9 protein-coding genes are annotated in these 13075 nt (G+C 62.5%); 1 reads left to right on the plus strand and 8 read right to left on the minus strand.

The genetic code is table 11. The features are described 5' to 3' along the window. Positions 1-189: 189 nt before the first annotated feature. The 7 genes from LIY45_RS22420 to LIY45_RS22450 are packed head-to-tail and all read right to left on the minus strand — an operon-like array spanning position 190 to position 9156. Positions 190-1590: an LLM class flavin-dependent oxidoreductase gene (locus LIY45_RS22420; protein WP_008431781.1), complete on the minus strand. Its 1401-nt coding sequence runs from the start codon at positions 1588-1590 to the stop codon at positions 190-192. A 37-nt stretch (positions 1591-1627) separates the two neighbouring features. Continuing rightward, a complete protein-coding gene (locus tag LIY45_RS22425; protein ID WP_226477640.1) occupies positions 1628-3286 on the minus strand; it encodes an ABC transporter ATP-binding protein in 1659 nt (552 codons plus the stop codon). Next, positions 3283-4146, minus strand: coding sequence for an ABC transporter permease (locus LIY45_RS22430; RefSeq protein WP_226477641.1), 864 nt, complete (start codon positions 4144-4146; stop codon positions 3283-3285). The genes LIY45_RS22425 and LIY45_RS22430 overlap by 4 nt, the downstream gene beginning before the upstream one ends. 15 nt (positions 4147-4161) lie before the next feature. Further along, positions 4162-5214 carry an NADP(H)-dependent aldo-keto reductase gene (locus LIY45_RS22435; RefSeq protein WP_226477642.1) on the minus strand — a complete coding sequence of 351 codons (1053 nt, stop codon included), beginning with the start codon at positions 5212-5214 and terminating at the stop codon, positions 4162-4164. Positions 5215-5246: 32 nt separating this feature from the next. Next, complete coding sequence (locus LIY45_RS22440) at positions 5247-6500, minus strand: acyl-CoA dehydrogenase family protein (protein WP_226477643.1); 1254 nt, start codon at positions 6498-6500, stop codon at positions 5247-5249. A 23-nt stretch (positions 6501-6523) separates the two neighbouring features. Further along, positions 6524-7456: an ABC transporter permease gene (locus LIY45_RS22445; RefSeq protein ID WP_226477644.1), complete on the minus strand. Its 933-nt coding sequence runs from the start codon at positions 7454-7456 to the stop codon at positions 6524-6526. Then, a complete protein-coding gene (locus tag LIY45_RS22450) occupies positions 7453-9156 on the minus strand; it encodes an ABC transporter substrate-binding protein (protein ID WP_226477645.1) in 1704 nt (567 codons plus the stop codon). Before LIY45_RS22450 ends, LIY45_RS22445 begins: the two co-directional genes overlap by 4 nt. A gap of 434 nt (positions 9157-9590) precedes the next feature. Between LIY45_RS22450 and LIY45_RS22455 the strand changes: the two genes are divergently transcribed. Then, positions 9591-11741, plus strand: a complete 2151-nt coding sequence (locus LIY45_RS22455) for a TonB-dependent receptor (protein WP_226477646.1) — start codon at positions 9591-9593, stop codon at positions 11739-11741. A gap of 144 nt (positions 11742-11885) precedes the next feature. Here LIY45_RS22455 and LIY45_RS22460 read toward each other — a convergent pair whose 3' ends face one another. After that, the gene (locus LIY45_RS22460; protein WP_226477698.1) at positions 11886-12821 is read right to left on the minus strand and encodes a helix-turn-helix domain-containing protein; all 936 of its coding nucleotides are present in this window, start codon (positions 12819-12821) and stop codon (positions 11886-11888) included. Positions 12822-13075 lie beyond the last annotated feature (254 nt).

Consider the following 13075-nt stretch of genomic DNA (forward strand, 5'->3'; position numbering starts at 1 on the left):
GCCGGGCCATGGATGGCCCGTCGCGGCGGCCCGCTTCGCGGTGCCGGAGTGAGGCAACGCCGAGCCACAGCGAGGCGTCGACAGGCGGGCCAGAGCGTTTTGGCTACTTTGCCGCTTTTGCAAAGTGACTCGCTGTAAGAGCGAAACCATAAGTAGCCGTTACCGAAGAAACGGATATGTACTCTCAACTCACGCCGGAAAGCGCAACGGCAACGCCGGCTTCAGCAACGCCGCCGGATCCCGATAACGCGCGCCAAAATGGTCCCCCGGCAACCGCGCCCGCCCAGCCCCAAATAACCGCTCCCGCAGCGTCTCCCCCTCGTTGTACCGCTCACGAAACCGCCCCCGACGACGCAACTCCGGCACCACCAATTCAATAAAATCCCGCGCCGTTTCAAACGACAGATACTGCCTCAGGTTGATCCCATCGATCCCATCCTCATCTAGCCATTTCTCAATCGCATCAGCCACCACCGTAGGTGTACCGGCAACGAAAAAACGCTCACGGTTGAAGCCGCCAAGCTGGGCCAAGACCGCGCCCACAGTGGAGTCCGCCTTGTATCGGCTCAAACTCTCCCACCCCTTGACCTGCCGACTCACCAGATCACTGATCAAGGTATCCCGCGGATACGCCGTCAAATCAATCGCCGACTGCCCATGAGCCAGCGACGCCTCAACACTCACCAGTTTGCGATAACTGTCGAGCTTGGCACTCACCTCCTCATCGGTACGCCCGACGATCACCCCCGCCATCACAATAAACTTCAACCCCGCCGGATCGCGATCATGCTCAACTGCCTTCTGCCGCATCGCCTGGATATTCGCCCGCACCGCCGGCGCATCATTGCCGCCGGTAAACACCACTTCAGCATGCCGCCCGGCAAACTCGATGCCCGCCGGTGACCCGGTGGCCTGGAACAACACCGGCGTACGTTGCCGCGAAGGCTGGCACAAGTGCGGACCGGCAACCTTGAAGTGTTCGCCCACGTGGTTGATGTAGCGCACCTTGTCCGGGTCGGTGTAGATCCGGCGCTCGCGGTCGACGATTACCGCGTCGTCGTCCCAGGAGCCTTCCCAAAGTTTATACAACACGTCCAGATATTCGTCGGCGATCTCGTAACGGTGATCATGGACCACCTCAGTGTCGTGCCCGAAGTTGCGCGCCGCGTTCGGCAGGTACGAGGTGACGATATTCCAGCCCACCCGCCCCTTGGTCAGGTGATCGAGGGTACTCATGCGCCGCGCGAAGGCGAACGGCGGTTCGTAGGTGGTGGAAAAGGTCGCGCCAAAGCCCAGGTTCTTGGTCACCCCGGCCATCGCCGGAATTACCAGCAGCGGGTCGTTGCTGGGGATCTGCATGCCTTCACGCAACGAGGTTTCAGGGCCATCGCGAAAACGGTCGTAGGTGCCAATCACGTCGGCCAGGAATACGCCGTCAAAGGTGCCGTATTCCAGCAATTGCGCCAGCTCGGTCCAGTAGTCGAGGTCGTTGAAGCGGTGCCGGTTGTTGTCCGGGTGCACCCACAAACCATGGACGATGTGACTGACGCAGTTCATCTCAAACAAATTCACGTGCAGTTGCTTGGGCACCTGGAGCACTCCTTTCGTAGATACGTTTTCCAATACGTCAGATCGCGACGTTCAGGTAGAACGGGACCGGCGTGTAGTCGGTTTCGAGGATCGGGATCGCGTCGATCAGCGCGCGGGTATAGGCATGGGCCGGGCGGTCGAACACGGCGCGTACCGAGCCGGACTCCACCACTTCGCCGGCCTTCATCACCAGCACGCGTTCACTGACGTGATTGATCACCCCCAGGTCGTGGGAGATGAACAGGCAGGCCAGGCCGAGGCGGCGCTTGAGGTCGTCGAGCAGCTCCAGAATCTGTGCCTGTACCGACACGTCCAGCGCCGAGACCGGTTCATCGCAGATAAGGATTTGGGGCTCGCAAGCCAACGCCCGGGCAATCGCAATGCGCTGGCGTTGGCCGCCGGAGAGTTCGATGGGTCGGCGGGACAAGGCGCTGGCATCGAGACGTACCAGTTCCAGCAGTTCCAGGGCACGGTCGCGCCGTGCGTGACGCGGTACACCGGCCACCACCAGCGCTTCGAACAACACACGCTGCACGGTGTAGCGCGGGTCGAAGGAACTGAGGGGGTCCTGGAACACCACCTGCACCGCACGCCGGGCTTCGCGTTTTTGCCGGGTATCGAGGTCGGACCAGCGCTGGCCCTTGATCCACACCTCGCCGGCATCGGCGGTTTCCAGGCCAAGTATCAGGCGGGTCAAGGTGGTCTTGCCGCAGCCCGATTCACCCACCACCCCCAGCGTCTCGCCGCGACGCAGCTGCAACGACACCTGGTTCAACACCGTGCGGGTTTTGCCGTCGGGGCCGACAAAGGTTTTGGAGAGATCACGCGCTTCGAGCAGCACCTCGCCTTCGGGAGCAGGCTCCGGTTCAACTGCCGCAAGCAACCGGCGTGTGGGCTGGAAGTGCACGGCCTTGGCCGCCCGCAGCAGCAGTTGCGTATACGGATGACGCGGGTCTTGCAGGACCTGCTCGGTGCTGCCCTCCTCCACGATCACCCCGTGGCGCATCACGGCCACGCGATCGGCCAGGCGCGAGACCACCGACAGGTCATGGCTGACCATCAGCAGCGCATTGTCCTCACCCCGCAGGCTTTCCAGCAGCGCGATAACTTGGGCCTGCACCGTGGCGTCCAGTGCCGTGGTGGGCTCATCGGCAATGATCAGCCGTGGATTGCAGGCAATGGCCGAGGCGATCAGCGCACGCTGGCGCAAACCGCCGGAGAGCTGCCACGGGTATTGGCTCGCGCGCAGTTCCGGTTCCGGCACGCCAACATCCCGCAGCAGTTCCAGCACCCGCAGGCGGCGGGCTTCCAGGCCCAATGCGGTGTGCAGGTGCAACGGTTCTTCAATTTCGGCACCGACGCGGCGCAGCGGGTCCAGCGCGCCGAGGGCGTCCTGCATCACAAAGCCGATGCTCGCGCCGCGCAGTTGCTGCCAGGCCCGTTCGTTGAGCTGGCGCAGGTCGATGCCCTGGAAGGCCAGCTTGGCGGCCTGGACGTGAGCGTCCTTGCCGGTGAGGCCCGCCAGGGTGCGGGCGGTGACGCTTTTGCCGGAGCCCGACTCCCCCACCAGCGCCAGGCATTCACCTCGGTGCAACTGCAGACTGACACCGTGTAACACCGGCTCGGCCCGGCCAAAACGGACCGTCAGGTCGCGGATGTCGACCAGCGGGCCGAGGGTGTGGATGTTCATCGTCATAGGGGCTTTCCTTCGCTGCGGCGCAACAGTTCGCGGCCGATGGCACTGATGGAGACAACGGTCAGGGTGATGATCAAGGCGGGCCAGGCCACCAGCCACGGCGCGTTGGCCAGGAAGCTGCGCCCGATGGACATCATCCCGCCCCACTCTGGCGCCGGTGGCGGTGCGCCGAAGCCGAGGAAGCTCAAGGCGGCGCCGGCGGTGATCGCGCCGCCGACGCCGATGGTGGCGAGGATCAGCACCGGCTTGAACGCATTCGGCAGGATGTGCCGCAGCACCACCGCCAGATGGGATTGGCCGAGGGTGACGGCGGATTCGACGTAGCCCGCGTTGCGCACATTGAGGGTTTGCGCCCGCACCAGCCGCGCATAACGCGGCACGCCGGCGATGCCTATGGCGAGAATCAGGTTGGCCGTGCCCTGGCCGAAAAACGTGATGATCACCAGCGCCAGCAACAGGTCGGGAAAGGACAACAGCACGTCGATCCCGCGCATCAAGGCGCCGTCCAGCCAACGCGGACCGAGCCCGGCGATCAACCCGAGCAAGGTGCCCCAGGCCAGTCCCAGCGCGGTAGCGGCGAGGCCCATGAACAGTGAGGAACCCACGCCATAAATCAACCGACTGAGCACGTCGCGCCCGTTCTCATCGGTGCCCAGCCAATGCACGTTGCTCGGCGCCTGGAACGCCAGGCGCGCCGACGCCTCCAGCGGGTCATAGGGGGCCAGCCATTGCGGAACACCGGCGGCCAACAGCAGCACGGCAACAAACACCCCGGCGAGCAACAGGCCGGGCCGCAGCCGGGTCAGCCCGGCAAGACGCAACGGGCGAATGCCGCTCAACGTTTCAATGGTGTGCGTCATGCCAGGCTCCTCGTTCTAGGGCGCAGGGTTGGGAATGCGCTGGTGGATGGCCTGGACCTGCGCCTTGATCTCGTCGCTGAGGCTCACGTCCAGCGCGCCGAGGTTGTCGCGCAATTGCGCCAGGCTGGTTTGCCCGGTAAGCGCGCTGGTGACGAAGGGTTTGTCGATGATGAAGGCCAGGGCCAACTGGGCCGGGGTCAGGCCATGCTGCCGGGCAATTTCCACGTAGCCGGTGATGGCTTCCTGGGCCGAGGCGCTGTCGTAGCGGTTGAAGGTGCGGTACACCGCCGACAGTCGCGAGCCCTCGGGACGTGCGCCACCCAGGTACTTGCCGGTGAGCGCGCCGAAGGCCAGCGGCGAGTACGCCAGCAGGCCGACACCTTCGCGGTGGGTGAATTCCGAGAGGCCGCCCTCGTACAGGCGATTCAGCAGGCTGTAGGGGTTTTGCACGCTGGCAATGCGCGGCAGGCCGAGGCGTTCGCTTTGCTTGAGAAACTCGGCCACGCCCCACGGGGTTTCGTTGGAAACGCCGATGTGGCGCACCTTGCCGGCCTTGACCTGATCGGCCAGCACCGCCAGGGTTTCCTCGATGGCCACGCTCTGGTTGTCTGCCTGATAGGGGTATTCGCGCTGGCCGAAGATGTTGGTGGTGCGGTCGGGCCAGTGCAGTTGGTAGAGGTCGAGGTAGTCGGTGTTCAGGCGTTTGAGGCTGCCGTCCAGGGCTTCGACGATGTTGCGCCGGTCGTGGTGGCTGAGGCCGTCGCGGATGTGCTGCTGGCTGCTGGGGTCACGGGCCGGGCCGGCGATTTTGCTGGCCAGGATCACCTCGTCACGTCGACCACTGGCCGCCAGCCAACTGCCGATGTAGCGCTCGGTGGTGCGCCAGGTTTCAGCCTTGGTGGGCGTGGGGTACATCTCGGCGGTGTCGATGAAGTTGATGCCTTCGGCCAGCGCCAAATCAATCTGCTGATGGGCATCGGTTTCGGTGTTCTGGTGGCCCCAGGTCATGGTGCCCAGGCCCAGCACGCTGACGTGGATGTCGCTGTTGCCCAGTTGGCGGTAACGCATGGGTGATCCTTTTTTATTCAAGGGTTGAAGGCTCATACCGCACTCGATTCATCGCGGGCGGCCTGCTGCTCGGCATCGGCGGCTTGCAGGCTGCGCCAGGCGGCGTTGGGGGTAACGTCGTTGAGGTAGTAATTGCCCAGGGCGCGTTCGCGAAAGATCGCCGGGTTATGGGAGGCCAGGGTGCGCGCGTTGCGCCAATGCCGGTCGAAGCGACGCGACTCGCTGGTGGCGGAGGCGCCGCCGACTTCGAACAGCAGCGTGGTGGCTTCCAGCACCTGTTCCAGCACGATCTGTTGCGCCTGGTAGGCACGGATTTCGGCCTCGGTGTAATGCTGTTCGGTTGCGTAACCGCCCTGCTCTGCTTCGTGCACCTCCTGAAGGACCTCGGCAACGGCCAGCACCTGAGTGCGGGCGGCATAGGCCAGGCTCGACAGGCGACCGATCACCCGCTGTACCAACGGATCATCCTTGGGGCTCGATTGCCCCGGCACGCCAAACGCGCGGGTGCGGCCTCTGACGAATTCGGTGGCATCGCGCAGCACCGCATTCGCGATGCCGGCCAGGGTCGCCAGGTGGAACAGCTGGTAGAACGCGCTCAGGTAGGACTCGGCGCGCAGCTCGTCTTTCTTGAAGCGTCGCACGATGTGCTGCGCCGGTACGTCGACCGCCTTGAAGCGGGTGGTGCCGCTGCCGGTGAGGCGCTGGCCGAAGCCGTCCCAGTCGTCCTCGACGGTGACGCCTGGCGCATCGGTACGCACCGCCAGGCTGACAAAATCCTCGCCATCCAGGGCGACGGCGGCGATCCAGTTGGCGTACAGCGTGCCGGTGCAGTAGTACTTCTCGCCGTCCAGCTGCCAGCCGGAATCGACGGCGCTGAGGGTCACCGAGTTGCGGGTGGTGTCGGTGCGTTCGGCCATGGCGGCGCCCCACAGCTCGCCGTCGACGACTTTGGCGAACCAGTAATTTTGGGACTCGCTGTCACGGCTGGAAATCCGGCCTTCAACAAACCCGAAATGCGCGCGCACGATCTGCGGCAGGTTTGAATCGGCCTCCCCCAGCTCAATCAACAGGCGAAACAACTGCGGCAGGCTCGCACCCAGGCCGCCCAATGCCTGCGGCACACGCAGGGCACCGAAGCCGGCCTCCCGCAGCCACGCCACCGCATCATGGGCCAGCTCGCGTTGCTGCTCGCGGGCGACGGCGGTGTCGGCTATCCGTGCAAATACGTCGGCGAAACGCTGGTGCAAGTCGGCATAACTCACCGCAGCGGGGATCGAAGCACTCATGGTTTTTCCTTCTTCAAAGACACTCACGCTTGATTGGCCCGGGGGTCAATCCAGCGGTTGATCAAATCGACGGCCAGGTTCACCAGCACGTACACCGTGGCTGCGAGCAGGGTCACCCCCAGCACCATCGGCACGTCTTTGTTACTGGTGGCATCGAGCATCAAGCGCCCGATGCCCTGGCGTGCAAACAGCAATTCCACCACCACCGCGCCCCCCAGCAGGCTCGCGAACACGAACCCGGCCAGGGTCACCAACGGCACCAGCGCGTGGCGCAAGGCATGGCGCAGGCGCACGGCGGTTTCGGACAGGCCGCGTGCGCGGGCCATGGCGATAAAGGGTTGCTCGAGGGTGTCCTCCAGGGACTGACGCAGCAGTTGGGTCAGCACCGCGGCTACCGGCAAGGCCAGCGCGACCGAGGGCAGGATCAACGAGCGCCAGCCCACGGAACCGGACGGCGGCAACCAGTGCCAATGAAACGAAAACACCAGCAACAGCAGCATGCCGATCACAAACGAAGGCGCCGACGACAGCACCAGCTCGCTGCCGGAAACGACTGAGCGCACCCAGCGCGAACGGTTGGCGGTGAGGATCGCGCACACCAGGGCCAACACCACCGCCAGCAGCGCCGCGCTCAGGGACAGTTGGATGGTTGCGCCGATCTGCTCGGCAATCGCCTGCTGCACCGGGATGCGCAGGCGGTAGGACTCGCCCAGGTCGCCATGGGCCAGGCGTACCAGGTAATTGCCGTATTGCACGAGCAGCGGTTGGTCCAGGCCGTATTCGGCACGCACCCGGGCCAGCAGCTCCGGGGTGGGCATCGAGTCCGGGCCGCCGAGGATCGCCAGCGCCGTATCTCCGCCGCTGAAATTGACGGCGAGAAAGGTCAGCGTCGCAGCGCCCCACAGCACGCCGATGCCCGCCAGCAGGCGCCAGGCGATGGATTTGAACAGGCTCATGGTTGCCCCCGGTCCAGCCAGATGCTGGTGAAAAACGGTACGTTGTGGGAGGTGTCAAAAATCACGCCCTGGACTTGCCGGCCATACGCGGTGAGCACCTGGCTTTCCACCGAAGGCACCGCCGGGACGGTTTCGGTCAAGCGCTTTTGCGCTTCGCCGTAGAGCGCCTGCAATTCAACCGGGTCGCGGGATTGGCGAGCGGCGCTGAGCACGCGGTCGAGCTCGGCATCGCGGAAGCGCCCGACGTTCTGGCCGATGATCTTGTCGGTGCTGATGGCCTGGCTGTGATAGAGCACGAACAGGCCATCGGGCGTGTTGGTGTGCCAGTAACCGCCGGCCAGCGCCTGGAATTTCCCGGCGTAGCGTTTCTCGGTCACCCGGGTCAGCGGCAGCATTTCAATGGGCATCTCAAAGCCGACTTTTTTCAGGTCCGCCTGGATGGCCACCGAGACACTGGCGGGAAACGCCGGGTTGTCATAGGACAGCATCGTTGCCTTGAGGCGCTGACCGTCCTTGGTTCGATAGCCCTGGGCATCGCGCCCGGTCCAGCCAGCGTCGTCCAGCAACGCATTGGCAGCTTTGACGTCGTAGGCCAGGGCGTCGTTGTTGGGTTGATAAAACCGGGTGTTGGCCGCCAGGAAATCCGCCTTGGCGATGTATTCGCCGAAGCCGGAAATCCACGCCAACCCTTCGCGGTCGATGGCCTTGGCGACTGCGCGGCGCACGCGTACGTCGTCAAACGGTGGCTGTTCAACGTTGAAGGTCATGCTGCGGCTCGGGTTGCCTTTGCGGATCCGGCTGCGCATCACCAGGTTCGGGTTGGCACGAATGGCGGCGGCGTTCTGGGCCGGTGCGTCGAGGGCGAAATCCGACTGGCCGGACTCCAGCGCCGTGAAGCGGATCATGGCTTCGGGGACGTAACTCAACTCAATGCGGTCCAGGTAGGCCTCCCCCTTGTGCCTTGTCACCGGTGGCGCCCAGTTGTAGCCGGGGCGCTTGATGAACACCGCACCCTGGTCACGGGTGTAACTCTGCAACAGGAACGGGCCGCTGCCGATGGGATGTTCGGCGATGGTCTTGGGCGCTTCGCGGATCTGCCTGGGGGAAATCATGCTCAGCCAGGACTGCGCCAGCACGTCGAGGAAGGGTGTGTAGGGTTCGCGCAAATGGGCTTCGAAGGTGTAGTCGTCGATGACCTTGCCATCCAGGTACGGCGCGATATAGGCCGCGGCCAGTGGGGACTTGGTCGCCGGGTCGCGCATGTGCTCCAGGTTGGTTTGCAGCGCCTGGGCGTTGAATTTCTCGCCATCGCTGAAGGTCACGTCGTCGCGCAGGTGAAAGGTGTAGGTCTTGCCGTCGTCGGAGATGTCCCAGGAGCGGGCCAGCCATGGGCTGATATTGCCCTGCTCGTCCTGGTACACCAGGCAATCGTAGAGAATTCGGCCCATCCATTGGATGTTGCCGTTGGATAAGGCGTGAACATCGAAACTGCCGGCGTCGGAGGCGGCGGACACTCGCAACGTTCCACCGCTGCGACCCGGTGACGGCTCATAAAAGTCCGTCGCCGAATAAGTCACCACACCGTTAGTCACAATGCCATCAGCCACCGAAGTTTCATGTTGTGGTGCAGCAGCCGGTGAACAGGCATTGATCGCCAGGGACAGTGATATAACCGTCGACAGTTTCAGGATGGTTGTCAATGACGCTTCCTTAGAGGAACTCGATGAACACTGAAAGTTTACAACTACAGGCTGTAATGCAGTGAGCATGCCAAACTTTCAGAAACGCCATCCCGACCACCAAACAAGCGCGAAACCCTTACAGAACGGGCATAACCCTGCCAAACACTTATATAGTTATACCCGTTATAGGACCTTGAATTGTTGGCAGCCTTACACACTGCTTATCTGCTGTTGCGTTTGCGACAGTTGAAGCAACTCCGGCCAATAAAGTTGACTGTTGAAAATTAAACACTGATTCAAAACAAAGTGCCCCGCAGAACACTTCCCTCCAACTAAGCATCCGTAATCATTGGAAAATAGCGTTGGCATAGAAACTGCTCAGAGCGAAACAGGCATGACTATTCGAATAGAAAGCTGGGGCTATCTTTATCTATTCATAAGGAACACGCTTAATGGATCCGATCTTTCGGGGAGAGTTGCAAAAGTTGACACTTGCCATACGGCAAGCCACTTGGCTGGCGATGCTGGGACTGGGCTCGGCCCTGGTCTTTTCCGCCAGCGCACAGGCAGATGATGAAGTCACGCCGTCGACCGCCCCACGGCTGAAGACCGTGACGGTGGAGGCACAAAAAATCACGCCCGTTGAGGCGGCAAAGAGTCAGTTGTCCGAGGTACCTGGCGGCACCAGCGTGGTGGACAGCGAACAGGTGGCCAAGGGACGCACCGCCACCTTGCAGGACACCCTCGCCTATCAGCCGGGTGTGTTCGTGCAGTCCACCGGCGGTAACGACGCGGCCAAGATCTCCATTCGTGGCTCGGGGGCCAACACCTCGCCGGGGTATTTCCGTGAGGGCATCAAGTTCCTGTTCGATGGCCTGCCGATCACCGGCCCGGGCGGTACACCCTACGAATTCCTCAACGGCTCGGGGGTGAATTACACCGAAATCCTGCGGGGGGCCAATGCCTTCCAGTACGGCGCGCTGAGCCTTGGCGGCGCCATCAACTTCGTCAACCAGACCGGCTACACCGCACCCGGGCTGCGGGTGCGAGCGGAAACCGGGAGCTACGGCTACAACAAGCAAAGCCTGAGCGTCGGCGGCGTCGAGGGGCCGTTCGATTACTACCTGAATGCCGACAACTACCGCAGCGACGGTTACCGCGACTACAGCCTGTCGAAAAGCCAGGGCGTGGTGGCCAACTTTGGCTACCGCTTCAGCCCGCAACTCGAAACCCGGGTGATGCTGCGCTACCGCGACGAGTTCCACAACGACCCGAGCGCCACTACCCTCGACGCAGTCAAGCACCACTCCGACCGCGCCAGTGCCACCGCCGAAAGCAGCGGCGCCGGCAGCCGTCGTCCCGGCAGCGTATGGCTGGGCAGCAAGACCACCTACACCTTTGAGGACGACGCCACCCTGTCGGTGGGTTTCGTCTACTACCAGTACGCCCACAACAACAGCCCGAACAGCCCGAGCAACCCCAGCTACTGGGACTGGCATGACCTGAGCGCGGTGATCAACTACGACCGCCGCGACACCCTGTTCGGCCACGAAAGCCGCTCCAGCCTGGCCTTCACCTCCACCGAACACCTCAAGGGCCAGGTCGACTCCACCTTCGCCAACAAACAGACCCGCAAGTTCGTCGACTACAGCTCATCGTTCGATCACGTATTCTCCGTGGGCAACGACCTGGAACTGGTGGACGGCCTGTGGCTGACCAGTGGCCTCTCGGCGATCAACGTGCGCCGCCATGCCGACGTCAAGGAAGCCCTGGTGGCCAACACCACCACTTACCCGAGCGATGTGACCTACGACAACTGGAGCCTGGCACCGCGGGTCGGCGTGCGTTACGAGTTCACCCCGCAACTGCAAGTGTTCGCCAACGTCAGCCGCTCCGTCGACCCACCGGCGTCGTGGGAATACTCCGGCTCCGGGCCGACCTCGCCGTACGTCCGGCCGCTGGTGGAGCAGAAAGCCAATACCGTGGAAGTCGGGATCAAGGGTTCATCGGGCATCTTCGACGGCAGCCTGGCGCTCTACCGCTCGTGGGTGAAAAATGAATTGCTCAACGTGCAGATCATTCCGGCCACCTCCACCGCAGCGGCGGTGACCGGTGCATTCAACGCCACACCGACGATCCACCAGGGGATCGAGGCCGGCCTGAATACGCGCCTGTGGGAAAACACCTCGGGTGAAAAAATCACCCTGCGCCAGGTGTACACCTACAACGACTTCTACTACCGGCACGACCCGACCTTCGGCGACAACCAGTTGCCGGGGATTCCGAAGCATATCTATCAGGGCGAGGTGCAATATCAGCACCCAGCGGGCTTCTATACCGGGGTGAATGTGCAATCGGCTTCGCGCACGGCGGTGGACTATGCCAACAGCTTCTACGCGCCCTCCTACACGATCTTCGGGGCGAACGTGGGGTATGAAACGCCGAGCAAGGACTGGAAGGTGTCATTGGATTTGAAGAACCTGACCAATCAGAAGTACGTGACGGCGGTGCAGCCGTTGTATGACGCGAAGGGGCAGGATACGGCGTCGTTGTATCCGGGGGATGGGATTGGGGCTTATGTGGCGGTGGAAATGCGCTACTAAGCCCGCACTGATCAAGCATCGGCGGCTGGGGTTAGTCACAACCTCGGCCGCCATCACGGCAGCCTCGATCTCGCAAAGGAATCAGCGGCCTCAGGTACTGAATCCCTACTGTTTCAGTCGCCAGCCGTTTGCGCATCAAGCGCCTCAACTTCGACGCAAGAGGGTATTCGGCGCAACACCAAAGGCCTTGCGAAATGCGTGGCTGAAATGGGAGAAGTCAGAAAACCCGAAGTCCAGCGCCGCCTGGGACACGCTGCGCACCTGGCCGCGCTCAATCGCTTCACGGCTGGCATTCAGACGCTCCTTCCAAATCTCTGCAACCGGGGTTTTCTGGTACCGCGCGAAGGCGCGCGTAACGGTTCGCGTGGACACATTGTGGGCTTGCGCGATGACTTCAATCGACAGGTCCGGCTCGGTCAGGTGCCGCTGGATGTACTTCATGATGCGACCGTAGAGGTCCAGCTCCTGGTGGGTTGTCTTCAGGTCCTGGAGTTCCAGGCTGATCACCAGCAGGTCAATCAATGCGCCTGAATAACGATTCGAGATGTGCTCATCCTGCAACGACGCCGGTGCGCTCGCGGCCTGTCGCAACATTTCACGCAATGGAATGACGCCGGGGCGCCGGTCGTCGAGGACCATCGCCGTGTAATCGGCGATCCGTGGCAGACGCTCGGTCAGCAAGGCTCGCGGAATACGGACCAGGTGGTTTTCGGTACCACCGAAGCTGAATCGAAACGCTTGAGTTGCGTCATAAAGAAACAAATTTCCGGTTGCCAGGTTGGCTTTTCTTCCGCCTTGCTCAATTTGTCCATGGCCATTTCGGGAGAAGCCCAACCATAAATCTTCAGCCGGCCCGCTGCGCAGGTGCCGCTCGGAGCGTTCCCAGTAATGCAGCGGCGATGACAGCGAACAGATGTCCAGATCGCCGACAGTATTGATGGCAAGCGCGCCATCAAAACTGCTCTGGGACAAGGGTTTGCTATCTGCCGACAGGCAATGGCGGCAGACCACCTCTTTCCAGTAATCAAAGCGACGGGGTGCCGCTACGGCAAGGGTCGAATACTGAGTGTTTGGGTTCATGACACCGACCTCGACAACGATGCAATTGACGCTCGATAGGTTTTGATTTTCGGCCAATTTACAGCCATCAAAAGCAATTAACAGGCCAAGCGCAGTTGCAGGCCTCTTCAGCTGCGGCCGTGTGATTTCCATCGAGACTTTCGCCAGGCTTAGGTGCTATCGCCTTCGCCGCCATCCCCATTTAGAAGCACTGCACGTCACGCGGATGGCTCACGTGCACCAACGCGGACCAAAGGTGCAATTGCGGTTCGGCA

The organism is Pseudomonas sp. MWU16-30323, assembly GCF_020515595.1.
Classification (GTDB): domain Bacteria; phylum Pseudomonadota; class Gammaproteobacteria; order Pseudomonadales; family Pseudomonadaceae; genus Aquipseudomonas; species Aquipseudomonas yamanorum.

Bases quoted from the DNA above. Each gene is read 5' to 3' on its own strand.
- LIY45_RS22425 (WP_226477640.1), bottom strand. From the start codon at position 3,286: ATGACGATGAACATCCACACCCTCGGCCCGCTGGTCGACATCCGCGAC.
- LIY45_RS22430 (WP_226477641.1), bottom strand. From the start codon at position 4,146: ATGACGCACACCATTGAAACGTTGAGCGGCATTCGCCCGTTGCGTCTT.
- LIY45_RS22435 (WP_226477642.1), bottom strand. From the start codon at position 5,214: ATGCGTTACCGCCAACTGGGCAACAGCGACATCCACGTCAGCGTGCTG.
- LIY45_RS22440 (WP_226477643.1), bottom strand. From the start codon at position 6,500: ATGAGTGCTTCGATCCCCGCTGCGGTGAGTTATGCCGACTTGCACCAG.
- LIY45_RS22445 (WP_226477644.1), bottom strand. From the start codon at position 7,456: ATGAGCCTGTTCAAATCCATCGCCTGGCGCCTGCTGGCGGGCATCGGC.
- LIY45_RS22455 (WP_226477646.1), top strand. From the start codon at position 9,591: ATGGATCCGATCTTTCGGGGAGAGTTGCAAAAGTTGACACTTGCCATA.
- LIY45_RS22460 (WP_226477698.1), bottom strand. From the start codon at position 12,821: ATGAACCCAAACACTCAGTATTCGACCCTTGCCGTAGCGGCACCCCGT.